This window comes from Nocardiopsis sp. NPDC055551 (genome assembly GCF_053619415.1).
On the sequence record NZ_JBSHJJ010000001.1, the window covers coordinates 300140 to 326655 of the forward strand.

General features: G+C 69.1%; 25 protein-coding genes. 9 read left to right on the forward strand and 16 right to left on the reverse strand.

Features of this window, described 5'->3' with window-relative positions; genetic code table 11:
* Nucleotides 1-118: 118 nt before the first annotated feature.
* Both ACWGSK_RS01270 and ACWGSK_RS01275 read right to left on the reverse strand, forming a co-directional pair.
* A complete protein-coding gene (locus ACWGSK_RS01270; RefSeq protein WP_452454917.1) occupies nt 119-532 on the reverse strand; it encodes a hypothetical protein in 414 nt (137 codons plus the stop codon).
* 50 nt (nt 533-582) lie between these two features.
* Nucleotides 583-1842 carry an MFS transporter gene (locus ACWGSK_RS01275; protein WP_452454918.1) on the reverse strand — a complete coding sequence of 420 codons (1260 nt, stop codon included), beginning with the start codon at nt 1840-1842 and terminating at the stop codon, nt 583-585.
* Between the two features lie 71 nt (nt 1843-1913).
* Here ACWGSK_RS01275 and ACWGSK_RS01280 point away from each other — a divergent pair, with 71 nt between their 5' ends.
* A complete protein-coding gene (locus tag ACWGSK_RS01280; RefSeq protein WP_452454919.1) occupies nt 1914-2900 on the forward strand; it encodes a GlxA family transcriptional regulator in 987 nt (328 codons plus the stop codon).
* A gap of 6 nt (nt 2901-2906) precedes the next feature.
* On the opposite strand, the gene ACWGSK_RS01285 is transcribed toward ACWGSK_RS01280, so the two are convergent.
* The 7 genes from ACWGSK_RS01285 to ACWGSK_RS01315 all read right to left on the reverse strand — a co-directional run bounded on the left by ACWGSK_RS01285 (nt 2907) and on the right by ACWGSK_RS01315 (nt 9093).
* On the reverse strand, nt 2907-3269 hold the full coding sequence (locus tag ACWGSK_RS01285; RefSeq protein ID WP_304071531.1) for an MmcQ/YjbR family DNA-binding protein: 363 nt from the start codon (nt 3267-3269) through the stop codon (nt 2907-2909).
* Between the two features lie 56 nt (nt 3270-3325).
* On the reverse strand, nt 3326-4750 hold the full coding sequence (gene rox, locus ACWGSK_RS01290) for a rifampin monooxygenase (protein ID WP_452454920.1): 1425 nt from the start codon (nt 4748-4750) through the stop codon (nt 3326-3328).
* 80 nt (nt 4751-4830) lie between these two features.
* Entirely contained in the window at nt 4831-5793 is a 963-nt protein-coding gene (locus ACWGSK_RS01295; RefSeq protein ID WP_358515326.1) for a M56 family metallopeptidase, read from the reverse strand.
* Nucleotides 5790-6155, reverse strand: coding sequence for a BlaI/MecI/CopY family transcriptional regulator (locus ACWGSK_RS01300; RefSeq protein WP_358515329.1), 366 nt, complete (start codon nt 6153-6155; stop codon nt 5790-5792). Before ACWGSK_RS01300 ends, ACWGSK_RS01295 begins: the two co-directional genes overlap by 4 nt.
* A gap of 95 nt (nt 6156-6250) precedes the next feature.
* A complete protein-coding gene (locus ACWGSK_RS01305) occupies nt 6251-7474 on the reverse strand; it encodes a pyrroloquinoline quinone biosynthesis protein (RefSeq protein WP_358515332.1) in 1224 nt (407 codons plus the stop codon).
* A 2-nt stretch (nt 7475-7476) separates the two neighbouring features.
* Complete coding sequence (locus tag ACWGSK_RS01310; RefSeq protein WP_452454921.1) at nt 7477-8346, reverse strand: cytochrome c biogenesis CcdA family protein; 870 nt, start codon at nt 8344-8346, stop codon at nt 7477-7479.
* Between the two features lie 6 nt (nt 8347-8352).
* The gene (locus ACWGSK_RS01315) at nt 8353-9093 is read right to left on the reverse strand and encodes a DsbA family protein (protein WP_358515338.1); all 741 of its coding nucleotides are present in this window, start codon (nt 9091-9093) and stop codon (nt 8353-8355) included.
* 100 nt (nt 9094-9193) lie between these two features.
* Between ACWGSK_RS01315 and ACWGSK_RS01320 the strand changes: the two genes are divergently transcribed.
* Together ACWGSK_RS01320 and ACWGSK_RS01325 are read left to right on the forward strand one after the other, a co-directional pair.
* Nucleotides 9194-9649 (forward strand): hypothetical protein, encoded by a 456-nt coding sequence (locus ACWGSK_RS01320; protein ID WP_358515341.1) that lies wholly within the window; start codon nt 9194-9196, stop codon nt 9647-9649.
* Nucleotides 9650-9698: 49 nt separating this feature from the next.
* Entirely contained in the window at nt 9699-10241 is a 543-nt protein-coding gene (locus ACWGSK_RS01325) for a GNAT family N-acetyltransferase (protein ID WP_358515343.1), read from the forward strand.
* Between the two features lie 2 nt (nt 10242-10243).
* Here the strand turns inward: ACWGSK_RS01325 and ACWGSK_RS01330 are convergent, their stop codons facing one another.
* Entirely contained in the window at nt 10244-11395 is a 1152-nt protein-coding gene (locus tag ACWGSK_RS01330) for a PucR family transcriptional regulator (protein WP_452454922.1), read from the reverse strand.
* A 130-nt stretch (nt 11396-11525) separates the two neighbouring features.
* On the opposite strand from ACWGSK_RS01330, the gene ACWGSK_RS01335 reads away from it, so the two are divergent.
* Nucleotides 11526-12848, forward strand: a complete 1323-nt coding sequence (locus ACWGSK_RS01335) for an MFS transporter (RefSeq protein WP_452454923.1) — start codon at nt 11526-11528, stop codon at nt 12846-12848.
* Between the two features lie 42 nt (nt 12849-12890).
* On the forward strand, nt 12891-14174 hold the full coding sequence (locus tag ACWGSK_RS01340; protein WP_358515352.1) for an ArgE/DapE family deacylase: 1284 nt from the start codon (nt 12891-12893) through the stop codon (nt 14172-14174).
* Nucleotides 14175-14233: 59 nt separating this feature from the next.
* Here the strand turns inward: ACWGSK_RS01340 and ACWGSK_RS01345 are convergent, their stop codons facing one another.
* Nucleotides 14234-14644: a RidA family protein gene (locus ACWGSK_RS01345; protein ID WP_358515355.1), complete on the reverse strand. Its 411-nt coding sequence runs from the start codon at nt 14642-14644 to the stop codon at nt 14234-14236.
* 77 nt (nt 14645-14721) lie between these two features.
* Here ACWGSK_RS01345 and ACWGSK_RS01350 point away from each other — a divergent pair, with 77 nt between their 5' ends.
* Nucleotides 14722-15102, forward strand: coding sequence for a winged helix-turn-helix transcriptional regulator (locus ACWGSK_RS01350; protein WP_358515358.1), 381 nt, complete (start codon nt 14722-14724; stop codon nt 15100-15102).
* Nucleotides 15103-15888: 786 nt separating this feature from the next.
* Nucleotides 15889-17256 (forward strand): DUF222 domain-containing protein, encoded by a 1368-nt coding sequence (locus ACWGSK_RS01355; RefSeq protein ID WP_452454924.1) that lies wholly within the window; start codon nt 15889-15891, stop codon nt 17254-17256.
* A gap of 936 nt (nt 17257-18192) precedes the next feature.
* Here ACWGSK_RS01355 and ACWGSK_RS01360 read toward each other — a convergent pair.
* Complete coding sequence (locus tag ACWGSK_RS01360) at nt 18193-18816, reverse strand: TetR/AcrR family transcriptional regulator (protein ID WP_358507978.1); 624 nt, start codon at nt 18814-18816, stop codon at nt 18193-18195.
* Between the two features lie 119 nt (nt 18817-18935).
* Here ACWGSK_RS01360 and ACWGSK_RS01365 point away from each other — a divergent pair, with 119 nt between their 5' ends.
* Nucleotides 18936-19931, forward strand: coding sequence for an MFS transporter (locus ACWGSK_RS01365; protein WP_452454925.1), 996 nt, complete (start codon nt 18936-18938; stop codon nt 19929-19931).
* Nucleotides 19858-20169: an MFS transporter gene (locus ACWGSK_RS01370; RefSeq protein ID WP_452455182.1), complete on the forward strand. Its 312-nt coding sequence runs from the start codon at nt 19858-19860 to the stop codon at nt 20167-20169. The genes ACWGSK_RS01365 and ACWGSK_RS01370 overlap by 74 nt, the downstream gene beginning before the upstream one ends.
* 22 nt (nt 20170-20191) lie before the next feature.
* On the opposite strand, the gene ACWGSK_RS01375 is transcribed toward ACWGSK_RS01370, so the two are convergent.
* The 4 genes from ACWGSK_RS01375 to ACWGSK_RS01390 are packed head-to-tail and all read right to left on the reverse strand — an operon-like array spanning nt 20192 to nt 25849.
* Nucleotides 20192-23494: a right-handed parallel beta-helix repeat-containing protein gene (locus ACWGSK_RS01375; protein ID WP_452454926.1), complete on the reverse strand. Its 3303-nt coding sequence runs from the start codon at nt 23492-23494 to the stop codon at nt 20192-20194.
* Between the two features lie 43 nt (nt 23495-23537).
* Nucleotides 23538-25067 carry a hypothetical protein gene (locus ACWGSK_RS01380; RefSeq protein WP_452454927.1) on the reverse strand — a complete coding sequence of 510 codons (1530 nt, stop codon included), beginning with the start codon at nt 25065-25067 and terminating at the stop codon, nt 23538-23540.
* Nucleotides 25064-25414, reverse strand: a complete 351-nt coding sequence (locus tag ACWGSK_RS01385) for a hypothetical protein (protein WP_452454928.1) — start codon at nt 25412-25414, stop codon at nt 25064-25066. The genes ACWGSK_RS01380 and ACWGSK_RS01385 overlap by 4 nt, the downstream gene beginning before the upstream one ends.
* Before the next feature lie 42 nt (nt 25415-25456).
* Nucleotides 25457-25849 carry a YbaB/EbfC family nucleoid-associated protein gene (locus tag ACWGSK_RS01390; RefSeq protein WP_452454929.1) on the reverse strand — a complete coding sequence of 131 codons (393 nt, stop codon included), beginning with the start codon at nt 25847-25849 and terminating at the stop codon, nt 25457-25459.
* Nucleotides 25850-26516: the final 667 nt, after the last annotated feature.

The following is a 26516-nucleotide window of genomic DNA, read 5'->3' on the forward strand; positions in this document are numbered from 1 at the left end:
ACTGTAGGTGTGATTCCGCTGCGTCACAAGAGGGTTTCGGAGAGATTTTGGGATCGCTCCCACGGCGAGTTCCGATCGGATCGGAGTACCGTTCCGCTGTGACCGCAACGCCCCGTCGTCACCTGCCCGAACCCGCCTCCTCCGGCTCTCGCCGGGGTCGGAACCACCCCGCCACGATGACGACGGTCGCACCCACCGCGATGGACACCAGGACGGCCGAGAACACCCACTCCCGTGACCCCCACGGGCCGTAGACCCGATCGGCCGCGCCGGAGTCCACCGAGGCGACCTCGACCCCGCGCACGCAGTCGCTCCGCTGGGCGGCGTGCAACCGCACCGACCGCTCCTCCCCGGAATTCTCCGGGGTGAACGTCCCCTGACACACGCACGACTCGTGCCCCGGGTGCCGCACGCACGACAGCGACTCGGCCACGAACACACCCGGTGCGCCCTCGCCCCGAGCCGCGCGCACCCCCCGGTCCCAACCGGACAGTCCCACGTATCCCAGCAAACCCACCAGTACCAAAACCACCAGCGAGAACACGCTCGGTCGAGCCCTTCCCCAAGTCCGGAACAGGCTCCTCATCGTTTCGACCTCCCCAGGCGCAGGGACGCCGACGCCGCAAGTACGCACAGCGCGGCCGCCAACAGCCACACCGGTCCATAACCACCGCCCACGTCCCGCACCAGACCACCGACGACCGCCATGGCCCCCGCGCCCACCTGGTGCACCGCGTTCACCCAACCGAACACCACCGCCCCGTCCGCGCCGAACATCCGCCGGGCGAGCAGGATCGTCGGCGGAACCGTCGCCACGTCCAACAACCCGAACAGCACCACGAACACCACCATCGCCGGGCCCGCCTGCGGCCCCAACACCAGCGGCAACACCGCCAACAACACCGCCCGGCCGGCGTAGTAGGACGCCAACAGCCACCGAGGATCGAACCTGTCCGACGACCAGCCGGAGGCGACCGTCCCCACCAGGGAGAACACCCCCACCGCCGAGACAAGGGCCGCGGCCGCCGTCACCGCCATGCCCTGGTCCTGGGCGGCCGGCACGAAGTGCGTCCACAACAGCCCGTTGGTGGTCGCCCCGCACACCGCGAAGGTCGCGGCCAACAACCAGAACCGCCGATCGCGCACCGAGGTGGACAACACCCGCAACGTTCGGGCCGACGCGCCCCTCTCCGGTGCGGGACGGGCGATCGGCCCCGCCGCGCCATAGGGCACGAGCCCCACGTCGGCCGGGTGGTCACGCAGCACCAAAGCGGCCAGGACCGCCAACACCACGGCGGTCAACGCCAAACCCACCACCGCCGGCCGCCAGGAGTGCTGGTCCACCACCCAGGCCAGCGCCGGTAGGAACACCATCTGACCGAACGCGCTCGCCCCGGTCAACGCGCCCACCACCAGGCCACGCCGTGCCACGAACCAACGTTGGGCCACCGTGGCGGCGAAGGTCATCGACAGTGATCCCGTCCCGGCGCCCACCAGCAGCCCCCAGTACAGGGTGAACTGCCAGGCCTGCGACATCAGCGTGGTCAGGGCCGCTCCCACCGCGACCAGCACCAGCGCCACCAGCGCCACGCGACGCAGCCCGAACCGGTCCATCCACGCCGCCGCGAAGGGGGCGACCAACCCGTACAGCACCATGTTCACCGACGCGGCCAGGCCGATCTCGGCTCGCGACCACCGGTACTCGGTCCGTAGTGGTTCGGTGAGCAGGCCGGGCATGGTCGCGAAGGCTGCCGCGCCCGTGATGACCAGCCCGGCCACCAGAGCCATCAACCAGGCCCGGCGTGGTCGGACAGGGGAGGGAACGTGCGTCGTCGTCTGCATGGACCCAGGTTCCTTCGCCGGATCCCACCGTCGACAGTGGCCCGAAAGACAATAAGTGAAAGGATCGGGCCATGAGCGTATTCCGGCACCCCGAACGCCACCCGGTCGCCGTCCTGGCCCGCCAAGGACTGCTCTCCTTCGAGGCCGCTGCCGTGCACCGCCTGTTCGGCCAGGCCCGCGGCCCCGACGGCGCGCCCCTGTACGAGGTGCGTACCTGTGCCCTGGAACCCGGACCGATCCGCGCCGACGCCGACTTCCGCGTCCTCGTCGACCACGGTCCCGAAGCCCTGGCCCAGGCCGCCACCGTCGTACTTCCCGCCGCCGACGAGGACTACGGAGAACGCCCCCACGACCCCCTCTCCCCGGACCTGGCCGCCGCCCTGGAACTCATCCCCGCCACCGCGCGCGTGGCCTCCATCTGCACCGGCGCGTTCGTGCTCGCCGCCGCCGGGATGCTGGACGGCTGCCGGGTCACCACCCACTGGCGTTCGGCCGGATACTTCCGCGCCATGTACCCGCACATCGAACTCGACCCGGACGTGCTCTACACCGACAACGGCCGACACCTCACCGCCGCCGGGGTGGCCTCCGGTATCGACCTGTGCCTGCACATGATCCGGTGCGACCACGGCGCGGCCGTCGCCAACGAGGTGGCACGTGGCACGGTCGTCCCACCGCACCGCGAGGGTGGCCAGGCCCAGTACATCCGGCGCCCCCTGCCCGAACCCGGCCGCGCCGCCACGGCCGCGGCCCGTACCTGGGCGCTGGAACACCTGGACGAACAGCCCGGGCTTCGACAGATGGCCGACCACGCGGCGATGAGCGTGCGCACCTTCACCCGTCGCTTCCGCGACGAGACCGGGCTGTCCCCGGGGCGTTGGCTGGCCGAGCAGCGCCTGGACCTGGCCAAGCACCTGCTGGAGGGTTCGGACCTGCCGGTGGACCGGATCGCCGAACGCGCGGGCTTCGGTACCGGGGCGTCCCTGCGACTGCACATGCAGCAGGCGCTCGGGGTGCCCCCCGGCGCCTACCGACGCACCTTCCGCGGCACTCCTTGAGTTCGGTCAGCCCGCCCGGACCAGGGTCTCCGGGCTCGGTGGGGAGGCCAGGAGTTCCTCGGGCGCGGTCAGGTACCAGGCCTCCAGGGTGAGCTCGCTGAGCTCGTCCACGTCGATGCGGTCCAGGTGCACCACCACCCAGCCGAACCCGCCCGCGGTGAACTGCGCCTCGAACACGTCGGGGCGTTCGGCGACCAGCGCGGCCTGTTCGATGAGGGTCTGCTTGAGCCCGACGGTGGCGGTGTCCGGCCACAGGTATCCGAACGGTTTCTCGCGCACCCGGAAGGTCGTGTAACGCCGCGACTCGGTACCGGTGCACTCCGGAAGCGCGCGCACCAACCGCAGGAACCGTTCGATCTCAACACCCATGGGATGAGACAACCACATCCCACCGACACCGGCGCCACCACGTCCGTGGCGCCCGCTCAGGTGGTGGCGCCGAACCAGCGGGGGAGTGCTTCGGACAGTCCCTCCGGGTCCTCGCCGACCCACACCACGTGGCCGTCCGGTCGCAACAGCGCGGCCGGTACGTCCAGCGCGCCGGCGGGAGCGACGACGCGGCCGACCCGGTCCTGCCACCCCTTGACAGAGAGCCCGCCGGTGGCGTCCACCAACAGCCCGCGGCCATCGCGCATGTGTTCGAACAGCCGTCCCTGCTCCAACTCCACGTCCCTCAGCCGCCGACCGAGCAGCCGGTGTCCCTCCCCGACGTCGTAGCGGACCCCGATCGCGGTGATCCGCTCGATGAGCAACCGGTTGGCCTCCTCCAGGTCCATCAGGTCCGAGACCAGCCGACGCACCGCCCGCGAGCCGGCGTCCTGGTTCATCAGCACCCCCTGCGCGCGGGTGCTGTCCAACACGGTCTCGGCCACCGGACGGCGTTCGCTCTCGTAACCGTCGAGCAGCCCCTGCGGTGCCCATCCCCGGAGTTCGGCGGCCAGCTTCCATCCCAGGTTGAACGCGTCCTGTACGCCCAGGTTGAGTCCCTGTCCGCCCAGCGGCGGATGCACGTGCGCAGAGTCACCGGCCAGCAGCACCCGATCGACCCGGTACTTCTCGGCCAACCTGGTGGCGTCCCCGAAACGGGAGAGCCACCGGGGCGAGTGCGCGCCGAAATCCGTGCCGGCGGTCGCCCGCAACGCCCCGCGCAGCTCCGCCAAGGTCGGCGGGACGGACCGGTCCTGGGCCATCCGCTCCGCCGGGACGACGATCCGGAACACCTCGTCCGACGCGGGCCCCACACCGAAACGCGGTTGGGTCTCCCGAACCCGGGTGACCACCGCCATCACCTCGTCCATGGGCATGGTCAACCGCGCCTCGCCCAGGAGCCATTCGCTTGCGGCGGGTTCACCAGGAAAGCCGATCCCGAGCAGCTTGCGCACCGTGCTCCGACCGCCGTCGCAGCCCACCAGGTAGCGCGACCGCAACCGTGAGCCGTCGTCCAGGATCGCGGTGACGCCGTCCTCGCCCTGCTCCAGGTCGACCAGCGCCCGGCCGCGCCGGACCGGCACGTCCAGCTCCTCGGCGTGCTCCCTCAACAACCGCTCCGTGATGGTCTGTGGGATGCCGAGGATGTAGGGGTGCGCGGTGTCCAGCCCCTCCGGAGCCGGTTTGGCGATCCCCGCGTACACCGCCCCCAACGGATACCGCCGCCCCTCCTGGAGGAACCGCTCCAGCAGGCCGCGCTGGTCCATGATCTCGACGCTGCGCACGTGTAACCCGAGCCCGCGCACCACCTTCGTGGGTTCGGTGTCCCGTTCCACCACGAGCACCTGAATCCCGCGCATCCGCAACTCCGCGGCCAGCATGAATCCGGTCGGTCCGCCACCCACCACGATCACATCGAACATGAGCCCCCCATCGATATTCGGCCCACACATCCTCGCCATGGACCCGTGCCGGGGCAATCCCGATCCCCGACCGGTATCGGTCAGGTCAGACAGGAACAAGGGGGGACGATCGCGCAGGCCAGCGTCATCGTGACCGTGAACGCGAGAGGGGCCGCGACCAGCAGGCCCGCGAACACCGAACGTGCCCAGACCAGGGCGCGCGGACAGCTCGGCGAAGGCGCGACCTGGCGCCGCACCCGCTCGATCGGGCAGGCGCCACCGATGGACAGTGTCGCGGCACCACGCCCGTCCTGGGCATCGGCGAGTCGCCCCAGCGCGTGTGCCAGTGGCCCGACCCCCACACGGCGCACGGCGCGATCGTCGGCGGCCCACTCGACCAGGACGGACACACGCCGGGAGGCCTCCCGCAGTAGCGGAACCCCCGGAAAGGCCCGGTCCAGCAGGCCCACCCAGCCGACCAACAGGTGGTGGCCACCGGCCAGGTGGGCGCTCTCGTGCTCCAACACGGCCAGCGTCTGGCGCGGGGTCAGGGCCTCCAGGGCCCCGCTGGTGATGACGATCCGGCCACCGTCACCGGGCACGCAGTAGGCGCTGAGCCGGCTCGAAGGCACCAGCCACACGCGGTGCCCGTACAGGACGTGGCGCACCGCGCCCTCGCTCAGTTCCCGGTGGTGTCCACGCCGCCAGGACCGACCGGACCGCCCGCGCAGCAAACCGGTCCACGTCAGTCGGGCGACGGCGAGCAGGGCCAGGGCCAGGGCCGTCCCGACGAACCCCACCGCGCCGGGCCCCTGACCCTCCAGCGCTTGGAAGAGGTTCACGCACATGGCGATGAGGCCCTTGACCGACGGACCCAGGAGTTCGGCGGCGGCCACCACGGTCAGGGCCGCGCACGAGAGCAGCCACACGGCGCTCGCCCCCACCCACAGCCCAAGCTCGCCGCGTGGCCCTGGGCCACAGTTCGTGGTGGCGCGACGCAGGACGTCGGGGCCCTTGACGCTGAGCACGACCACGGCGCACACCGCCACGAACGACCAGATCACGGCCCCTCCTCGGGGTGCTCGGCCAACAGCGCGCGCAGGGTGCGCACCTCCTCGGGGCTCATGCCGTCGACGAACCGCAGGAGCGTGGCCCCGGCGTCCCGGCCGTCCTCCAGGGCGTCGCGCATCCTTTCGGCCGCGTGGGTGGGGCGATCGCTCAGCGGTTGGTAGAACCAGAGGCGTCCCAGCCGCTCACGCCGCACCCACCCCTTGCGGCGCAGGTTCTCCAGAACGGTGGAGATCGTCGTGTAGGCGATTCCCTCACGTGGGAGGGAGTCCAGCACCTGGCGAACGCTCATGGGGGAGGGAGAGGCCCACAAAGCCTCCATGACCTCTGATTCCAACGACCCAAGGCCCGTGAGCATGGCACCCGTCTCCCGTGGACTCCACCGCGGCGTCCGCCGCGCCTTCGTGGGATTCTATCCACCATAGAAGACGTCGCGTCAGGAGGAGTTGTCGTTCAATCCACGGGAAGCGCGGCGAACACCCGCGACTCGTCGGCGGTGGTGACCTCCACCAGGGCCGGGCCCGATTCGAGCGCGGCGGCGGGCGGTTCGGCGGAACCCTCCCACTCCTGGTCCACCGACCCGGTCCGTACGTCGAGGGCCTGGTGCGTGTCCGCGTCATCGAGGTAGAGGGTGGCGCCGGCCGCCCCACGCATACGCGCGTCCGGACCCACCTCGTGCCGCCAGAGCGGGGCGTCCCCCTCGTCTGTCACCACCTGCACGCTCGACGTACCGAGGACCGCCGTACGACCGTGCCCGACCTCCAGGGTCCGGGGTTCCTGATCCGGAGTGAGGGTGAGGAGCCGATCACCGGTCCGCAGGTCGTGCACCGTGTACAGCAGGGGTTCTTCGTCCTCGTCGTCGGAAGCGGCGGTCCACACGAGCGTGACCGCCGCCGTGGAGTCATCGGCGGGGCGAGGCCCGTAACCGACCCGGACGTCCGTGGTGTCCAGCTCCGCGGGGATCTCCAGGTCGGTGTGGTCCCACAGGTCCGCGCCGGTGCCGTCGACCGCCCGAAGCGCCTCGTCGCGGTGGACCAACAACAGGCCGTGGTATTCGTGCAGGACCGCCTCGTCCTGATTCTCGTCGGCTACCACCGCGCCCGTGCCCGGATGCAGGGCGACCTTGGGGCCGGTGTGGTCGCTCATGACGCTCCCCTGGATCGCGGCGAACACCAACCCCGGACCCACCAACGTGCCAGGAACGTCCACCGGACCCCACACGAGTTCACCGTCGTCCGGTCGGAAGGCCGACGCCGTGGTCCTGGTGGCCAGGAAACCCCCGTCCGGATCCTTCTCCTTGTCCAGCAGCACCACCAGCTCGGAACCGTCGTCCGGGTCACGGATGATGGTGAACCCGGTGCACTCGGGGTCGCGTTCGGCCGACCACCGGGTCCGGCCGGTGTGATCGACCCCCAGGAACTCGACCGCGCCACCCTCCCGCTCCTGGTACACCCCGATGAACATCGACTCGGTGGCCTTGGGCTCGGAGGAGAACGGTGCCGCCCACAGTGGGGCGCCCCGCAGAGGTCGGGGGAGTGCGTCGGAGATTTCCGGCGGCGGGAGCGCGGGGTCATCGCGCGGCACCGTGTCGGACCCCTCCGAGACCGGTGCCGCGCAGGCGCTCAGGAACAGCACCGCGGCGGTCACGATGACGCCGCACCCCTTCGTCGACGGCATGATCAGCCCTTCTCGGAGGTCTCGTGGCTCTCGGCCTCGGTTTCGCGAGCACGGGTCCTGGCCCGCCAGGTGAACACGAGCAGTGCGCCGACCACGACCGCTCCCAGGACCAAGGCGATGAGGTCGGTCATCGAACCCAGACGGGAGAGCGATTCCTGCGCGCGGTAGGCGAGCTGTTCCGCTCCCGCCATCCCGGGCAGGCCCATCATGGACGCGGTGCCGTCGAAGGCGATGAAGAGCACGCCGATCCCGATGAACAGGCCGCCGCTCAGCAACGCGGTGGTGTGCGTGGTCAGGGGGCCCAAGCGCACCGATCGGCCGCGCAGCCATCGGCGGTGACCCAGGTCGTAGCGGTCCCACAGCAGGGCCAGCACGAACATGGGCAGGACCATGCCCAGCGCGTAGGCGGCCATGAGGAACATGCCGCGCAGCGGGGTGCCGGTGGCCGCGACTGTCAGGACCGCGCCCAGGATCGGTCCGGAACAGAAACCCGCCAGTCCGTAGACGGCGCCCAGACCGAGCACCGACAGATGCCCCCGCCCAGCGGCGAACCGGCCCTGGGCCCGCGCCAGTGGCGCCCAGGTGAACCCCAGCCCCAGGATCTGCAGGACACCGAAGCCGATGATGACGGCGCCCGCCACGTTGATCAGTGTTTCCCGGTGGCCGTAGAACAGCATGCTGACCATGGCCGACCCCGCCCCGAGCGGGATCAGGGTCAGGCACAACCCGGCGTAGAAGACCGAGGTGCGCAACAGGAGCCGGCCCGGGTCACGGAAGGCGTAGGCGAAGAACGAGGGCAGCAGCAGCGCACTGCACGGGCTGAGCAGGGCCAACACGCCGCCCAGCATCGCCGCGAGGAATCCGATGTCCATCTCCGCTCACCCCTCGGCCGCGGTCAGCGCGGTGTCGATGCTGTCGACGAACACCGACAGGGGTTGGGCGCCCATCACCGGATCCCCGTTGATGATGAAGGCCGGGGTACCGGACACCCCGATCTGTTGGCCCTCGAGAAAGTCGGCGTCGATCCTGGTCAGCAGTTCCTCGTCCTGGATGTCCGCGTCGAAGCGTTCCAGGTCCACGCCGATGTCGTCGACGATCTCCCGCAGGTCGCCTTCGGGGTCGGAGGACGACTTCAGTTCCTCCTGCCGCGCGAACACCGCCTCGTGGTACTCCCAGAAGGCGTCCTGCTCGGCGACGGCCAGCGCGCCCGCGGAGAGATCACGGGCCAGATCACCCAGGTAGGGGAACTCGCGCCACTCGATCCGCAGGTCACCGGACTCGACATAGCGTTCCACCAGTTCGGGTTGGGTCTCCTGGGCCCAGGTGGCACAGTAAGGACAGGTGAAGTCGGAGTAGGCGACCATCACCACCGGGGCGTCCTCCTCACCCAGGGCGGCGGGGTCGTCGGCCTCGCGCCGGGCCAGGCTCTGCCCCCACTCCCGTTGCTCCTCGCCGATCCGGTTCTCGGCCGGTGGTTCCGCCCGGGAGGCGTTCGCGCCTCCGTCACCGGGATCCTCCTCCAGGGTGAGGCCGATGGCCACCGCCAGGACGACGGCGAGCAGTACCGCGCCGGCCAGCAGCAACGGCCCGGTGGTGGACGCCTTCGCTTGTGGGGGCATGGGGCACCTCTGCTTTCTATGCTCGATAGAAAGTACTCTATGCTCCATAGAAACACGTGGGAAACGGGGGTGCCTCCCCGGTCGATCGAAGGGACGTCGCATGCGCGCATGGGGACTTCGACAGTGGGGCGTGGCGGCCCTGGGCACGGCCGCCACCCTGCTCCTGCTCGGACTGCCCGCAGTCCTCATCCCGAACGGACTGTTCGCTCGGGAGATCGAGCCGACCTGGTGGTCCTACCCGGTCTGGATCGCCACCTCGCTCCTGTCCGGCCTGGTCATGGCGACCTACGTGCGCGGCACGTCGGAGGTGGCGGAGACGAGCGGCGATCGCGACGGGGGACGAGGGCTCGTGGGCGCGGCCCTCGCGTGGTTCGCGATCGGCTGCCCGGTCTGCAACAAACTCGTCCTGTTGGCCCTGGGAACGAGCGGCGCCATGGCCTGGTTCGCCCCGCTGCAACCACTGCTCGCGGTCGCCGGCATGGTGCTCCTGGCCTGGGCCCTGCGATCCCGCCTACGCGCCGCGAACTCCTGCCCGACCCCGGCCCGGGCCGACTGACGCCAATATCCGATTGCCTCCGCGGCCACCGGTCCGATAGTAAGCATCCATGCTCAGGGGAGAGAAGGTCGGGCTGCGGGCCCGCCACGACGAAGACATCCCGGTCCTGTTGGCCGAGCTCTACGACGACGTGGTCACCGGGTCGCGGGCCGAAGGTGGTCCCTGGCGGCCGCTCACACCCGGGACCGAGGACCCGCGGCTCGTCGTGGACGACAAGAATCCGAACCTCGTCCAGTTCTCCATCGTGGAGATGGGCGGTGGTTCCCTCATCGGCACCGCGACACTGTGGGGCATCGACACCCACAACCGCTCGGCGCACATCGGCCTGGGCCTGCTTCCCGCCACCCGTGGCAAGGGCTACGGCGCCGACGTGGTCGCCGTGCTCTGTCACTACGGCTTCGTGGTGCGCGGCCTGCACCGCCTGCAGATCGAGACCCTGGCGGACAACGCCGCCATGCTGCGCGCCGCCGAGAAGAACGGCTTCGTCCGCGAGGGCGTGCTGCGCTCCTCCGGGTGGGTCCTGGGCGAGTTCGTGGACGAGGTCCTGATGGGCCTCCTCGCCCACGAATGGAAACCGACCCGGAAGTCATAGATTCACGGTTCGGCGGCTATCGGCGCTTGATGATCTCTCAGCGCGAGGTGGGCGGCGGAGGCGTCCATCGGTTTCGAGACATCGAGCCCGGTGGCGTTCGCGAATCTGCGGAGACGGTTGATGACCGTGTTCCGGTGGCAGAACATCTTCTGTGAGACATCGGTTATGGAACCGGACATGAAATAGGCCTCGACCGTCTCGATCTGTAGGTTGATCTCACGTTCGGAGAATCGATCGAGCGAATTCCTGACATCCCTGGAGAAGGCCTGGGAAACCGAACCCAGGCGGGCGCTCGCCAGGTGTGTCCAGTGACTTCCGACGGTCGCCGCCCCACCTTCCTCCGCCCACTGCGAAAGTTCGCGGGCGATCCTCCACATTTCGGCTATCTCGCCCACACCGTGGGCGCTGGGTGAGACCCCGACGGGTTTCTGTAGCAGTGCGGTCCTGGTCCTGCCCGTCACGTCCCCGGCGGGGACGATTCCGAATTCGATCCCATCCAGACGGAGTAGGACGGTGGACGGCAGGATCCGTCCCACCCACTCCTTGAAGTCACGCGCGTGGCCCTCGTTGGCCACGAAAACGACGTGGACACCGTCGGCGCGCAGCCCGAGGGCCTCCGCCGCCTGTGTGTGCAGACGCTCGTCCGTGCTCGACTCGCTCAGCAGGTGCCGGAGAAGGAACGCGTTCTCCAGTTCGAGTTCCGAGCGCATCCGAGCGATTTCGTCGGTGTACCCGGTCTGCACGTACGTGGTGTGCACCTCGACCGCCTCCCAGATCGAGATGACCTGCTCGGAGAACTCCAAGAAGTCCTCCCGCGGTACGTGCCCGCGCATGGCTTCCCACAGAAAGCGAAAGTCCATGCGCACCGCACGCAGCAACGACTCCAGGGGGATCCCGCGGCGGGCGCGTGAACGTCCCACCTCGACCGAGTGGGTTCGCAGCTCCTCGAAGCGGTCTCGCCCCCGCAGGAGGTCCAAGAGGAGCTCCAGCGTGGCTCTGGCCGTGCGGTGCAGATCCGTGTCATCGATGACGGTCTCGGCGTAACCGGTGAGTTCGCGGACCCTGTGGACGTAGGTCCAGGCGATGGCGCCGAGGTCCCTCAGGCAGGCGTCGGCCGCGCGGGGGACGACCCCCGATCGCTCGAATTTGTGCATGTGCACATTTTATCCAGAGGGTTCGTTGTGATCTGCGCTTGTGGAGGTTCTTTTTCTCCAAGACGATGAGCTTCATCAGCCCTGGTCGTTCACGCACTGTCCGGCCGATGCTCATCTCCCGGAGGAACACATGTCACAACCGGACCAGGCCGCCCCAGGCGGGGCCGGACCGACGGTCAACGCCTCCGACGCGCGGCGGATCGCCTTCGCCGCCTTCGTCGGGACCGCCCTTGAGTGGTACGACTACTTCCTGTTCGGCATGGCCGCGGCACTGGTCTTCAACCGCCTGTTCTTCACCGACCTCGATCCGAACGCGGGTCTCATGGCGGCTCTGGCGACCTTCGGTGTCGGTTTCGCCGCCAGGCCCATCGGCGCGCTGATCTTCGGGTACGTCGGTGACCGTTATGGCCGACGCCCCGCGCTGCTGGCCACCATCGTCATGATCGGCTGCGCGACCGGGCTCATCGGGCTGCTCCCCGACTACCTCGCGATCGGGCTCGCGGCACCGATCCTGCTGGCGGTCCTGCGGCTCCTGCAGGGACTGGCCGTGGGCGGTGAGTGGGGTGGCGCGATCACCATCGCCATCGAGCACGCCCCCGAACGGCAACGCGCCCGTTACGCGGCCCTGGTCCAGGTCGGATCCCCGGTGGGCACGCTCATCTCCTCCGCCGCCTTCTCCGCGGTGCTGCTGCTGCCCGCGGCCGAGTTCGACGCGTGGGGATGGCGTCTTCCCTTCCTCCTGGCCTTCCCCCTGCTGGGCATCGCGCTCTACATCCGCATGAGGGTGGAGGAGTCCCCCGTCTTCCAGGAACTCGTGCAGATGGAGGACCGCGCCAAGGTGCCCGCCCTGGCCCTGTTCCGTGAAGCGGGTGGCCGCCTACTCGTGGCGGTCGCCGCGGCACTCCTGGGTGTCGGCGGTTTCTACATGATGACGACGTTCGTGGTCTCCTACGCCTCCAGTGTCCTGGAGGTCGACCGACAGATGGTCGTGAACGCGACGCTCGTCGCGGCCCTCTTCCAGATCGTCACGACCCTGGTCGCCGGACGCGTGGCCGAGCGCTTCGGGCCCGGCCGAATGACGGTGATCGGTGCCGTGGCCACGGCAGTGGCGGCCTTCCCCCTGTTCTGGCTCATCGACACGGCCGACCCGTGGGCGATCACCATCGCGGTGACCACCGGTATCTGCCTCATCACCCTCGCCTACGCCGTCACCGGCGCACTCCTGGCCGACCTCTTCCCGCCCCGGCTGCGCTACAGCGGTGTTTCCCTGGGCTACAACCTCGCCGGGACCCTCAGCGGGTTCCTCCCGCTCATCGCCACCGCGCTCCTGGTCGTCGACGACGGTGCCTCCTGGCCCGCCGTGCTGGTTCTCATCGGCATCTGCGTCATCACCGCGCTCGGCGGCTTCGCCGGTGAACGGATCCGGATCAAGGACACGCGAACCAGGGCCTGAGAGGCCCCTTCCCACCACAACCCCGAGTCAGGAGATCCGCACGTGAGCCTCACGCCCGACATCATCGCGCGCATCGACCGAGCGGTCGACGAAGCCTTCGACTCCCAGTTGGCCTTCACCCGGGAACTCGTACGCCACCCCTCCCTGCGCACCCAGGAGGCCTCGGCCCAAGACCTCATGTACGAGGCCATGTCCCGGCGCGGCCTGGCCATGGACCGCTGGGAACTCGATGCCGAGGAGATCGCCGCCCACCCCGGCGCGGGCGAGATCAAGGTCTCCTACGAAGGCGTCGAGAACGTGGTGGGGACGTACACACCCGTGCACGGTGAAGGCCGCTCGCTGATCCTCAACGGTCACATCGACGTCGTCCCCGAAGGTCCCCTCGAAGAGTGGTCCAGGTCGCCCTGGGACGCTCCCGTGATCGATGGCTGGCTCCATGGCCGTGGCAGTGGCGACATGAAGGCGGGGTTGGCCGCCAACCTGTTCGCCTACGACGCCGTGCTCAAGGCCGGATTCGCGCCCGCCGGACGCATCCACTTCCAGTCCGTGGCCGAGGAGGAGTGCACCGGCAACGGTGCGATCGCGACGATCCAGCGCGGTTACACGGCCGACGCCGTACTGATCCCCGAACCCGAGGAGGACATGCTCGTCCGAGCCAACGTCGGCGTCATCTGGTTCAACGTGCGGGTCGCGGGCCACCCCACGCACCCGAGGGAGATGTCCTCGGGATTCAACGCGATCGACGCCGCCCACCACGTCATGGGAAGGCTGCGTGAACTCGAACTGCGTTGGAACCAGGAGAAGGAGGACCACCCCTACTTCGAGGACCTGGACCATCCCATCAACTTCAACCTCGGTGGGATCACCGGAGGTGACTGGCCCTCCAGCGTTCCCGCCTGGTGCGAGCTTCAGGTACGAGCCGCGATCTACCCGGGGGTGAGCGCCGACGACGCCTGGGAGCAGATCCAGGATGTCCTGCGGAGCACCGTCACCGACGATTCGGGCCATCCCATCGAGGCGGTGGGGGAGCGGACCGGCTTCTACGCCCAGGGCTACGTCCTGCCCGAGGGCACGGACGCGGAGAACGTCCTGCGACGGGCGCACGCGACCGTCTTCGAGAAAGAGCTGCGCACCTTCACCACCCCCGGTTACCTCGACGGGCGCGTTTACGCCCTCTACCAGGGGATTCCCGCACTGGTCTACGGTCCGATCTCCGAGGCCATCCACGGGTACGACGAGCGGGTCGACATCGAGTCCGTACGGCGGATCACCAAGTCCATCGCCCTGTTCATCGCGCAATGGTGCGGTCTCACCGAGGTCTCCTGACGGGGTTCTCCGATGACGGAGACAACGCGTCGGCGGGCCGGTCGGCCCGCCGACACGCCTCAGTCGAGGATGGCCTCCGCCTCGACCTCGACCAGGACGTCGGGCTCGAAGAGGTAGTCCACCCCGATCGCCGAGAGCGGCGGCAGCGGCTGCGGGATCCCCAACTCCTCGACGACGCTTTCGATGCCCGCCATGAAGTCGGTGTACTTCTCCGGTTGCCAGTCGGTGACGAAGAACCGGAGGCGCACGACGTCGGAGAAGCTCGCCCCGGCCCCGGCCAGACCCCGCGCGATGTTGCGCAGTGAGTGGGCGATCTGTCCGGCGAGGTCACCGGGCGAGAGGTGTTCGGCCTTCTCGTTCCGGGCGATCTGACCCGCGACGTGGACGTGTCGCGTGCCAGTGGCGACCGAGACGTGGTGGTAGGGCACCGGTTGGAACATGCCTTCGGGGGTGGAGAGCTGGACGGTCATGGGAGATTCCCTTCCTTGATGGGTGGTAGCTCATTGATACCTAGGCAAGAAAGGGAACTTCAACGAGACTAGGTTTCATGAACGAAACCACCGTCACTCAGGCCGGTCACTCCCAGATCGCCGGCGAGCATCGTGAGCTGCTGGACCAGGTGCTCGACAAATGGTCGCTGCTGGTGCTCGACAAGCTGTGCGAGAGCCCGCGTCGTTTCAACGAGCTGCGCCGGGTGATCCCGACCGTGTCGCAAAAGTCCCTGACCACCACACTGCGTCGGCTGGAGCGCAACGGCATGGTCGAACGAGTGGTCATCAGCACCCGGCCGGTCGCCGTCGAGTACCGCATCAGCGCACTGGGGAACACGCTGCAGGAGCTCATCGACGCGCTTTTCGGTTGGGCCACCGCGTATATGCCTGAAGTGGACCAGGCCCGGGAAAGGTTCGACGACGAGCACGATGCCTAGGGGAGAGGCGATAGGGGAGGGGCGAAGGAGGAGCGGGGAAGGGGGTGGAGGGGGGAAGGCGGGTGTGGGGTGTGGTGTGGTGGGGCGCCTGGGGGGTGGGAGTCGTGGGGTTGTTGGGCGTTGTGTGGGTGGGTGTGTGGGGCGCCTCGGCTAGAGATCCTGCGGGTGGCCTGCCGGGGTGGGGGTGGGTTCTCCCTCCTTCCCCGCCGCGTGATTGTTGCCGCCCGCACCGCACGCGTCAAGGCAATGTTGAGTGCTGTAGCGATCGGGCTGGTGGCCTTGACCCGTACGGCACGGGCGGCGGTTTGGCGGCTATCGGGGAAGGGGGGAGAGTGGTTGAGGTCCCAACGGCCCTGCGGGCCTTCGGCCCACTCCGGCCGTAGCCGGCCGGATGCCTTCCCCTCCGCCTGGTGTCCTCGTGGGCCGCGTCGCCACTACGTGACGGGCCCGGTCACGAAGGACCCGCTACAGGTGAGGCACGGGGCGGGCCGCGTCCCCGCGGTAGCCGGCACCGGTGAGGCTCTCTCCCTGATGATCTTGCTCGTAGCGCCCATTTGGGCGCCCAACATGGCGCTACGGACAAGATCGTTTCTCTTCAGAGCCCCTTCCCTCGAAGTCGCTAGGAGCATCTCCGTGATAGGTGGATCCGGTCATAGGGGAAGGGGTTGTGGATAACCCAGAATGGCCACCCCATCTACGGTAGACACATTCGCCGCCCTGGAAATAGGTTGAATATACCCGCCGGTAAGCCTGCCATTTCCTGGGGTGTTCGCATATAATCAGAGTATGAGCTTTCCTCCCCACGCACCGAGCCCGACCGGGAACACCCCGGTCGATCAGGCGATGGCGGGTGCACGGGAGATGGCGGTGGAATTCTCCGTCCGGGATATCCCGTTCGGGTGCGAGGGCGATGTGCTCGCCCAGTTCGGCCGACTCAACCAGGAAACAGACCGGATCCGCTACGGGATGCTGCCCGCCCTGGCCCGCCTGGAGGCCACCGGTGCCCTGTTGGAAGAGGGTGGCCAGCGCAGCATCCAGGCGTGGATCACCCACCAGTGGGGGACCTCTCCGACCGAGGCCAAGAGCCTTGCCACCCTCGCCCGAGCGTTGTACCAGCAGCAGCTGCCCCTGGTGGAAGAAGCCTTCCAGACCAGCGCCCTGTCCTTGGGTGAAGCGTGCGCCATCGCCACCTCCACCGAAAAAGCCACCACCGAGTGGGCGAAGGTCCTGGAAACGGCGGATGAGGAATTCCGTGCCCAGCGTCCTTCGATGGAAGGGTTTCGGGCCCGGTTGGAATACGGGCTGATCGCCTATAAGCAGGAGTGCCCGCAGGCTTCGGTGCGCCAGTTGCGGGACGCGGCGAAATGGTTCGTCGCCCGCCTGGACCCCGACAAAGCCGACCGGGACTACGATGAAACGTTCGAGAACCGGGGCGCCCAGTTCTCGCCCACGTTCGAGTCCGGGTTTTTGCTGCGGATGTGGGGGCCGGGGGCCGATAACGAGCTGATCCAGGCCGCCCTGGAGGCCTACACCGAGCCGTACGGGCCGGATAACGCGGCGACGCCGAAACATCAGCGCACCTATGACGCGATGATGCGCATCTTCGAGACCGCCCTGACCCACCGGGGTTGCTCCAGCCTGAGCCGCCAACCGTTGGCCACGTTGAACATCACCGTCCCCCTCAAACGCTTCCTCGGAGACGGCACCGCAGAGCCCGCCACCACCGAGGATGGTGTGGTCATCCCCGACCAGATGGTGGCCCGTCTGACCCCCCACAGTTGGTTGCGCCGGTTCCTCACCGACGAACAAGGCCGCACCCTGCTGGACGTGGGGCGCAAGCAGCGGTGCGCTCCGGACACGGTGCGCCAGGCGGCCGGGTTCAAGAAGCCCTACTGCGAGTGGCACGAAGGCTGCGACATGCCGCGTAGCTGGTCGCAGTACGACCACATCGTCCCCTTCTCCCACGGCGGAGCCACCAGCGCCGACAACATGCAGGTGCTCTGCTCGACCCATAACCGGCTCAAACACCGGTTGCAGGCCAAGGTGAACCGGCAGATCTGGGAACACCACCACGCCCAGAACCGCCAGGAAGCAGGAAAAGAATCCGAGTCAGGGGATGGTGAGGGGGAGCCAGCCCCAGCCACCGCCCTCTAACCACCACCATCCGCTTCCACCACGTGTTTCCGCCAGGTGGAACACCACCACCCCGCGACCACCCCCAAGCGGGTGTCAGACCCCAAGGGCCCGTGCCCTGTGGGGATATCAGCATGCCCCCACCCCGAACCCCCGCCCGGAGTCACATTCCGGGGCCACAGTGGCTCCCATCGGGGGTGTCGGCACGGCTGCCACCCCCGGTACCGGCCCACCGACACCACCGACCCCGTGTTGTCTCTTCATCATGATGATCTTGTCCGTAGCGCCATGTTGGGCGCCCAACATGGCGCTACGAGCAAGATCATCGCTGAGAAGACCAGGGCCGGCCACCGCGGGGACGCGGCCTGCCCCATGGCCCACCTGTAGCGGGTACTTCGTGACCTCACCCGTCACGTAGTGGCGACGCGGCCCACGAGACAGCCAGGCGGAGGGGAAGGCATCCGGCCGCCTGCGGCCGGACCGGGCGAAGCCCGGGGCCCTTGGAACCCCAACCACTCTCCCCCCTTCCCCGATAGCCGCCAAACCGCCGCCCGCACCGCACGGGTCAAGGCCACCAACACCGCTGCCACAGAACCCGACATCGCCTTGACGCGTGCGGTGCGGGCGGCAACAATCACGCGGCGGGGAAGGAGGGAGAACCCACCCCCACCCCGCCCAACAACCCGCAGGACCCCGACCCGAGGCGCCCCACCCACACACCCCCACCCCGCCAGACCACCGGAAGAGCCCCGACCTAAGGCGCCCCACCAAGACACCCGAAACCCCACCAGATTTCCGCGCCCCCGACCGCCCCCGACCGCCTCACCCCGCCTCCTTCCCCGACCCGACCCGCCCTGCCCGCCGCGCTCCCTTCCTCGCCCCGCCTTCTTCCCCGCCCCGCCCGGTTACCCGCCCCGCCCGGTTACCCGTCCGCAGCGCTGGTCCCGTCAGTAGCGGTCAGGCAGGGCTGTTCGTTCCCTTCGGATCATTCGTCTCCGCTTCCCGGGTCTCCATCGCTGCGCTGATCGCGTGGACCGCCGCCGCCACGAGCTCCCGCTCCGGCGGGGTCCTCTCGAAGGTGGCTTGAATGGGCCAACCCTCGATGAGCACGTCCAGGGCCTTGGCCGTGTTCGGCGCGAAGTGCAGCGCGAGACTCTCCCGGCTGGTGTACAGCCAGGTTCGGGTCAGGTCCGCCACGGCGACGTTGTGGCGGGCGTAGGTGTACATCTCGAAGAGCAGGAGCATCTGTTCCTTCGACATGTACGTCGGTGACGCGTACGTCGGGCCGCAGATCAGGTCGACCACCGCTGCCTCGGCCTCCGCGCGTGAGGAGGCGTTCTCCATGTGTTCCCGGTACTGGGCGGACATGCGCTCCATCAGCCGGGCGAAGGCTCGGGCCAGGACGTCGTCGAGGTTGGTGAAGTGGTAGGTCACCGAGCCCAAGGGCACCTGGGCCCGCGCGGCGATGCGCCGGTGCGTGGTGCGGTGTACGCCGTGTTCGACGATGACTTCGAGGGTGGCGTCGAGGATGCGGATTTTACGGTCGGGGTCGTTCGGTACATCCCGGCGGCTTCTCGGCATGGCCCGGATTCTAGGCGGTTGACTTCCCCGGAACAAAGTGCGTACGTTTGTACACTCTTGGCTCCTCCCTGATTCCGACTTCCCAACCTCCCTCCTCTTCCACTCGAAGGTCGACACCCATGCCCGATTCCGCGATCAAACGGCGCAACGCGCTGTTCGTGCTGTTCCTCCTCCCCGGGTTGGGCATGTCGTCATGGGTGACCCGCACACCCGACGTGCGTGACCTCGTGGGTGCCAGCACCGCCGAGATGGGGCTCATCCTGTTCGGGCTGTCGGTGGGGTCCATGACCGGGATCCTGAGCTCGGGCCCGCTGGTCTCCCGGTTCGGGACACGACCGATCATCGTCGCCGGCATGCTGTCGACCGCCGTGGGCGTGGGCGTGGTGGGCCTGGGGGCGATGGCCGGTAACGGGGCGCTGGTCGCGTTCGGGTTGGCGCTCTTCGGGCTCGGCATGGGCAGTGGGGAAGTCGCTCTGAACGTGGAGGGGGCCGAGGTCGAACGTTTGCTCGTCCGGTCGGTCATGCCCGCCATGCACGGGTTCTTCAGCCTGGGTACGGTCATCGGTGCCTGCTTCGGCCTGCTCGCGACGGCCCTTCGGTTCCCCGTGGTCGCCCACATGCTCCTCATGAGCGTCGTCATCCTGGTCGGATCGGCGCTGAGCATCGGACGTATCCCCGTCGGCTTCGGTCGCCGAGAGGTCGCCGACCACGCCGTCACCGAACCCACCGTCAAGGTCGCTCCGTGGCGGGACACCCGCCTGGTCCTCCTGGGTGGTGTCATCCTGGCCCTGGCGATGGCCGAGGGAACGGCCAACGACTGGCTCCCGCTGGTCATGGTCGACGGACACGGGTTCGACGCCGTCTGGGGTTCGGCCATCTTCGCCGTGTTCGCCACGGCGATGACGCTGGGCCGGTTCGTCGGTGGGTCGTTCGTCAACAGGTTCGGTCGCGCACCGGTGTTGGCCGCCAGCGCGGCCATCGGTGCCTTCGGGATGGCGGGGGGTGATCTTCATCGACCACCAGCCGTTGGTCGTGGCCTCGGTGGTCCTCTGGGGGCTGGGGGCCTCGCTCGGCTTCCCGGTGGCGCTGTCCGCCGCGGGCGACACCGGGGGTGAAACCAGTGGCGCGGAGACGGCGGCCCGGGTCTCCTTCGCCGCCACGATCGGCTACATCGCCTTCCTCGTCGGGCCTCCCGCCCTGGGAATCCTGGGTGAACAGTTCGGGCTCCGCCCGGCGATGATCGTGGTCCTGGTCCTGGTCATCGTGGCGGCGATGCTCACCCCCGCCGCCCGCACCCCCCGACCGGCCGACGAACGGAAGGCGGAACCGGCGCGGGACCGGGGCCATGTATGAGCCCCGGCCCCACGCTCTCGGGTCAGGGGATGTCCGCCGGCAGCAGGGTGGTGAAGTCCTCCCGTGTGGCCGAGGGGCCGACCTGCATCAGGCGGCCCGCCTGTCGTGTGATCATGCGCTCCAGGACCTGGCGCGCGTACCGGGCGTTACCGAAGGAGCCGTCCCGTTCGATCGTCGAGAAGTGCCCCGCCAGCGCCGCCAGTGTGTCCGGAGCGCACTCGTAACCGGAGGACGCGGACATGCGGGTGATGATGGTGACCAGTTCGTCGTCGCTGTAGGACGGGAACTCCACCCGGTGGTTGAACCGGGAGGCCAGGCCCGGGTTGGAGGCCATGAAGCGGTCCATCTCCACGGGGTAGCCGGCGACGATGACGGCGACCTCGTCCCGGTGGTCCTCCATCAGCTTCAGCAGGGTGTCCACGGCCTCTTGCCCGAAGTCGTTGCCCTCCCCGCGCGGTGTCAGCGTGTAGGCCTCGTCGACGAACAGCACCCCTCCGCGCGCCTTCTCGAACACCTCCGCCGTGAGCTGCGCGGTGTGGCCGACGTAGCGTCCGACCAGGTCCGAACGGGCCGCCTCCACCACGTGCTCCGCCGGCAGGGCGCCCAGGGTGTGGAGCAGACGCCCGTAGAGCCGCGCGACCGTGGTCTTACCGGTACCGGGGGGACCGGTGAACACCAGGTGGTGGCTCATCTGTGACACCGGAAGCCCCATGGCCGCGCGTTGTTCGGCCATGAGCAGCAGGTTGGTGAGGTCGTTGACGGTGTCCTTGACCTGTCCGAGCCCCACCAGCGCGTCCAGTTCCTCGCGCAGTTCGGTGATCCGCCGTTGGCGTTCGTCCGCCGAGGGCGGCGCGTCCGTCGCGACCCCGAGGTCCTCCGGGAGCAGGAGGGTGAGGGAGTCGTGGTCCTCGGACAAGGAAGCGCCGAGCCGGGCCGCCTGCCGGTCGATCATCTCCTCGAACACCTTGCGGGCCGCGCGGGCGTTGCCGAAGGTCGGGCCCTTCGGTGTCTGCTCGAAGTGCCGGAGCAGGGCCGCCTCCGCCTCGGGCGACAGCCGGTAGCTGTTCCCCTCGCAGAGCCTGTTCACGATCTCCACGAGTTCGGCGTCCTCGTAGTTGACGAACTCGATGGTCCTGCTGAACCGGGAGGCGAGTCCGGGGTTGGCCGCCAAGAACCGGTCCATGTTCTCGGTGTAGCCGGCCACGATGACGGCGACCTCGTCCCGGTGGTCCTCCATCAGTTTCACCAGGGTGTCGATCGCCTCGCGACCGAAGTCGGGGCCCTTACCGGAGTCGTTTCCCTCGGAGAGGGTGTAGGCCTCGTCGACGAACAGCACCCCGCCCTTGGCGCGTTCGAACACCTCGGTGGTCTTGATGGCCGTCCCGCCCACGTACTGGGAGACGAGGTCGGCCCGGGCGACCTCCACGACGTGACCGTACTTCAGCACACCGAGTTCGGAGAGCACACGCCCGTACAGGCGGGCCACGGTGGTCTTACCGGTGCCCGGAGCGCCCCCGAAGACGAGGTGGCGGCTCATCGGCGGACTGGGCAGCCCCATCTCCGCGCGCCGCTGCGCCATCTGGTTGCGGGTCATCAGGGTGCGGACCTCGTTCTTGACGTTGGCCAGCCCGACGAGGGCGTCCAGTTCCGCGAGCGGTCCCGTGCCCTCCTCCGCCTCGGTTTCGGCCTCGTCCTCCTCCAGTGGCGCGAGGGGTACGGCGGTGCCCGCCATCTCCCCGAAGGCGTCGGGGGAACCGTTGCCCTGGCTGAACAGGTCCTCGGCGTGGGTGTTCTGGCCGGCCACGGTCTGGCGCAGACCGGATCGTCCGTTGTCGCGCACCGTGCAGTTCTCCACCACCACCTCTTCGGTCGAGTGGACCAGGATGCCGTCCGCCCGGTTGCCGAACACCTCACAGCGTCGCAGGGCCGCTTCGGCGTTGGCGGTCACCAGCACACCGTTGCGTCGACCCTCGCGGACCCTGGTCCGAAGGACGGTGGCCCGCCCGCCTCCGCGTACCGACACGCCGTCGCCGGTCGACTCCGCGATCTCGCAGTCCCGCACGTCCGCCTCTCCCTCGGAACCCACGACCACACCCACGTCCCGGCTCTGCACGATCCGGGCGCCCTCCAACTCGACCCGCCCGCCCTCGCGCACCGCCACGGAGGCGTTCTTGGTGCGCTCGAAGGTCATCCCCTCCAACCGTCCTCGCGCGGAACCCTCCAGGAGCGCTCCGTGGCCGCCGGTGTCCTCCACCGTCATCCCCCGAAGGAAGGGGGCGCCGCCGGTGACGACGATGCCGTGGCCTCGGGTGTCGCGCACACCGCCGCGATCGAACTCCACCACGCCGTCCTCGGCCAGGAGAAGCCCACCGCCGCCCCTCACGTTCAGTTGGAGGAAGGTGGTCGAGGCGCGACCACCCGAGCGCAGGGCGTCCGCGCCCGCCTCCTCCACCTCACACGACTGGAACAGACCGCGCGCGCGTTCGGTGACGTGGATCCCGGTCCCCTGGGGTCTGATCACCCGAAGGCCGCTCACCTGGGGATCGCAGCCACCGCGCACCACGACCCCGTCGCCCCCGGTCTCCTCGACGACGCATTCCTCCACCACCGGGCGCGCCTGACTGGAGAGGGTGATCCCCTCCTTCTCGGTGCGGTGCACGCGCAGTCGCCGCAGGGTGGTGGCCGCGCCTTCCTCGAAGGCGACCCCCGGTTTGCCGGTGGCCGTGATCTCGCAGTCCTCCAGGGTGCCCGCGGCCCCGCCACTCGCGAACAGGCCGTTGCCGCCCGCGTCTCTGAGCACACAGGAGCGCACCCAGGGCCGTCCTTGTTCTCCGATCACCAGGGCGCTGGTCTTGACGTCCTCGATGACGCAGTCCTCGATGGTCGTTCGCCCGGAGGACACCACGACCACACCGGCGCCCTCGGAACAGCAGACACGGCTGTCGCGCATCGCGAGTCCGCCGTCGGCCCGGATGGACACGGCGGACCACGCCGCCCCGTACACCTCGCAGTCCGCCATCTCGACCTCGCCCGCCGCGACGTCCACGGTCGGGCGTTCCTCGTCCCGGCAACGCAGCACCAGTCCGTCGAGTTTGACCGCCTCCGCCCCGGACAGCACGACGCTGCCCGACGCACTGGTGATCTCCACACTTCCACGCCCGTCACGTGAGACCAGTGTGACCACCTCGCGCAGGACGAGACTTTCCTCGTAGCGCCCTGGGGCGATGGTGATGACCGCGTCGCCGACCGCCGCGTCCAGAGCGGACGAGATCGTCTCGTGTGCTCCCTGGGCGTCGGGGTTGACGGTGAGGAGCTGCCTGCTCATCGGTTGCCTTCCTATTTGCTGCGGTCTGGGACCGCGGGGGATGTCAAGAGCAGTCGGCGCGCATGGCCGAGGCGGCCACGTGTGCGTTCGTGTGCTCGTCGTCGGGGAACGGGTCCTCTCCCGCGTTGGTGAGCCGCACCGTGAAGGCTTCCTCGGGGGATACGAACCCGGTCACCTGCACCCACCCGCCCGAGACCTCGGCCTGCTCGATGCCGAACACGGCGACCGCGGACTCGGTGGTGTCGTTCCCGGGGTGGATCCGGTACCGGGCCTCCCCGGCGGCGACCCACAGCGGACTCTCGTCCTCGGGCACGTGGACGTAGATCTCGCAGGCCGCGCCCTCCTCGCCCGGCGTGAAGGTCCAGGCGGCGAACTGGTGGTCGCCCTTTTCGGGGTCACCGGATACGGGAATCGCTTCGTAGGAGCCCTCGCATCCCTCGTGGTCGTAGCCGCCGGGACGCGTGGTCCAACCGGCGGAATCCTCGGCGCTCTGCCACCTTCCCTCTCCGCCGTAGGAGGAGTCGGTCGTGCCGGCGCAGCCGGGCCCGGTGAGAGCACGGTAGCGCTCCTCCACGGGGACGATCGTCTCGGTCGCGTTCTCAAGGATCGACGCCGACTCCGGGGGGTCGGTGCCGTCCAGGGGCGGTTGGGCGGGTGCTTCCTCGCCGCCCACGCCCGTGGCCGTTCCGGGGCCATCCGCCTGCGCCTCTGACGACGTGCCGGCATCGGTCGCGTCGTTCTCGGCGGATGCCGGGCCGTCCTCCCCGTCCGAGGTGGTCTCCGTTTCGCCGGCCGCGGTCTCTTCGGGGGTGCCCTGGGGGCTGTCGGTGACCGTTCCGCTCTCGGACGCCTCACCTGCGGCCGTCTCGGTACCGCCGGCCGTCTCCGGCGAACCGTTCTCGATGGTGGTGCCCTCCGGTCCGGTGTTCTCGGGAGAGCCTTCCTGACCGGCCGGCGCCGAGGTCTCGACCGCGTCCGTTCCTTCCGACGCGGGGCCCGGATCGGGGAGGGAAGGGCTGGTGCTCCCTTCCTGGACCTGCGGTACGAATCCGGGGTCGGCGGCGCTTTCGGTCACGGGTGAGCCACCACCCACGTCGGCCACCGAGGCGGCGTCCCCGTCCACCTGGGCGGAACCGTCCGCGGTCTGATCACCGAGCGCGCTTGACACGGGGGACTGCGGGGCGACGGTGCTCAGGGACACCGCGGGCATGCCCGCGGACACGGCGAACGGGGCGACGACGAGGAGCGCCCCCGCGATGGCCGCGCCGGCCAGCACGGGCGCCCCGGGACGGTCGAGGGCCGGTTCGGAGTCCGGCTCCCCGTCCCCCTTCCCACCGGGGCCCGTCAGGACCGCGGTCGGTCTCCTGGCGGGTACCGGCTCCTGGTCGGCCTCGGACACGGCTGGTGCGGGGGTCGAATCGGCGATCGAGGGGTAGGGCATCGCGTCCTCGCCCCCCGGCCGTTGGTGCGCGGGTTCGGACAGAGCGGCACGGAACGCGTGTGCCGTGCCCTGGTCCGCGGGATCCTCCGAGGTCGCTCCGCGATCGTTCCTATCGGGGGAGGAAGCGGTCACCGTCGGCCCCCGGGCAGTTGGACGTCGATCGAACCCGACAGGTCGAAGTTGCCGGACTCCGCGCTATCGAAGCTCCCAGCGGTTTGCAGGGTCCCGTCGGCGGCCTGGCGCTGGGCCGAGGCGATCATGGGAAGAAGCTGCCACAGCACGGACTCGGCCATGCCCAGCGTCTCCTGCATCTTCCGGGAGTACTCGCCTTCCTCCCCCCACGGAACTCCGTGGGGTTCACGGTCGCTGAGAGCGTGGTTCACGATCTCGTCGGTGTAGTCGGCGGCCTCGTAGATCCGCTTGCCGTCCTGGCCGATCCCGTCGGGATCGGCGGACAGCCCCTGACCCGATGTGGTCATCGTCCTCCTCCTTCGGCCATGGTTATCGTTGTGAACGGATGATCATCGAAAGTCGTCCGGGGAGACCCCCATGGCACGGAGGGTCTGCTCCACATCGACCTCGCCGCGCATGACCGCGGCCGTGTCGATGCCCTCGGGAGCGAAGGAGTCGTAAACTCCGGCGACCCGCTCCGACATCTGCCGCTGGGCGCGGTCGATCACCTCGACCAGGACCGCGGACAGTTCCGCCGGCGCCATGCTCCGGTAGCCGTCGGTGTGGAACTTGAGCTCAGTCAGACGACCTGTCGCGTCGACCGTCGCCGTCACGAGTCTGTTCTTGGCCGTTACCTCTTCTGTTGCCGATTCCAGGTTTGCGCTTGCGTCCTCGATTTCTCGCATCGTCGTTTGAAGACGTGCCAGTTCGGTTTCCATCTGCTCCCGCATCGATGAACTCATGACGGGTCGTTCCCTTCTTCTCGCCGGGCACGGGGCGGCCCAGTACCGTCTTGCCGCGGGTCTTATCGGTGCCCCAGACCTTCTCGTCCTCGGAGAGCCACGTGGCCCGGTTGCGCTCGCGACCGTTGTCTCCACCACCGCCTCCACCGCCCATGCCACCCATCGGGGGCATCATGGGAGGCATTCCCGAGGAGCCTTGTCCCTGAATCTGGAACGGGCTCGACGGGCCTGCCGCTCCTCCGGCCCCGTCACCGGTCTGTCCCGGTGCTCCTCCGCCACCGGGGGCGCTGAACATCGCGCTACGGTCGGCCGTCCCGGGCGCTCCGCTGTCTGGATCCGACGAGGAGGTCGTCGGTCCGCCTCCTGCACCCGGGTAGTTGAGGCCTGCGGGATCGTCCGAACTCTCCATGCGAGGAAGCGGGGACTCGAAGTCGCCCGGGTCGAGACCACCGCGGATCGGTTCCCCGGTCCCCGGATCGATCGGGTAGGGAATACCGGTCAGGGGGTCGAGTTCGGCCGGCTCACCGGTGATCGGATTGAGCGGTACGTTCTCCGCTTCCGGGAAGTTCGTGGGAAGGCCCGGATCGCTCGGGGGTGGGGTCGCTCCGCCGGTGTCGACCGGTAGTCCGGTGAGGGGGTCGATGGGGGAGACCTGCCCGGTGACGGG

Excerpts from the sequence above, each read along its gene's own strand:
- ACWGSK_RS01310 (WP_452454921.1), bottom strand. The coding sequence starts at position 8,346 with ATGGACATCGGATTCCTCGCGGCGATGCTGGGCGGCGTGTTGGCCCTG.
- ACWGSK_RS01280 (WP_452454919.1), top strand. The coding sequence starts at position 1,914 with ATGAGCGTATTCCGGCACCCCGAACGCCACCCGGTCGCCGTCCTGGCC.
- ACWGSK_RS01320 (WP_358515341.1), top strand. The coding sequence starts at position 9,194 with ATGCGCGCATGGGGACTTCGACAGTGGGGCGTGGCGGCCCTGGGCACG.
- ACWGSK_RS01390 (WP_452454929.1), bottom strand. The coding sequence starts at position 25,849 with ATGAGTTCATCGATGCGGGAGCAGATGGAAACCGAACTGGCACGTCTT.
- ACWGSK_RS01355 (WP_452454924.1), top strand. The coding sequence starts at position 15,889 with ATGAGCTTTCCTCCCCACGCACCGAGCCCGACCGGGAACACCCCGGTC.
- ACWGSK_RS01300 (WP_358515329.1), bottom strand. The coding sequence starts at position 6,155 with ATGCTCACGGGCCTTGGGTCGTTGGAATCAGAGGTCATGGAGGCTTTG.
- ACWGSK_RS01275 (WP_452454918.1), bottom strand. The coding sequence starts at position 1,842 with ATGCAGACGACGACGCACGTTCCCTCCCCTGTCCGACCACGCCGGGCC.
- ACWGSK_RS01345 (WP_358515355.1), bottom strand. The coding sequence starts at position 14,644 with ATGACCGTCCAGCTCTCCACCCCCGAAGGCATGTTCCAACCGGTGCCC.
- ACWGSK_RS01305 (WP_358515332.1), bottom strand. The coding sequence starts at position 7,474 with ATGCCGTCGACGAAGGGGTGCGGCGTCATCGTGACCGCCGCGGTGCTG.
- ACWGSK_RS01365 (WP_452454925.1), top strand. The coding sequence starts at position 18,936 with ATGCCCGATTCCGCGATCAAACGGCGCAACGCGCTGTTCGTGCTGTTC.
- ACWGSK_RS01360 (WP_358507978.1), bottom strand. The coding sequence starts at position 18,816 with ATGCCGAGAAGCCGCCGGGATGTACCGAACGACCCCGACCGTAAAATC.
- ACWGSK_RS01350 (WP_358515358.1), top strand. The coding sequence starts at position 14,722 with ATGAACGAAACCACCGTCACTCAGGCCGGTCACTCCCAGATCGCCGGC.
- ACWGSK_RS01315 (WP_358515338.1), bottom strand. The coding sequence starts at position 9,093 with ATGCCCCCACAAGCGAAGGCGTCCACCACCGGGCCGTTGCTGCTGGCC.
- ACWGSK_RS01375 (WP_452454926.1), bottom strand. The coding sequence starts at position 23,494 with ATGAGCAGGCAGCTCCTCACCGTCAACCCCGACGCCCAGGGAGCACAC.
- rox (WP_452454920.1), bottom strand. The coding sequence starts at position 4,750 with ATGTTCGATGTGATCGTGGTGGGTGGCGGACCGACCGGATTCATGCTG.
- ACWGSK_RS01385 (WP_452454928.1), bottom strand. The coding sequence starts at position 25,414 with ATGACCACATCGGGTCAGGGGCTGTCCGCCGATCCCGACGGGATCGGC.
- ACWGSK_RS01335 (WP_452454923.1), top strand. The coding sequence starts at position 11,526 with ATGTCACAACCGGACCAGGCCGCCCCAGGCGGGGCCGGACCGACGGTC.
- ACWGSK_RS01325 (WP_358515343.1), top strand. The coding sequence starts at position 9,699 with ATGCTCAGGGGAGAGAAGGTCGGGCTGCGGGCCCGCCACGACGAAGAC.
- ACWGSK_RS01330 (WP_452454922.1), bottom strand. The coding sequence starts at position 11,395 with ATGCACAAATTCGAGCGATCGGGGGTCGTCCCCCGCGCGGCCGACGCC.
- ACWGSK_RS01285 (WP_304071531.1), bottom strand. The coding sequence starts at position 3,269 with ATGGGTGTTGAGATCGAACGGTTCCTGCGGTTGGTGCGCGCGCTTCCG.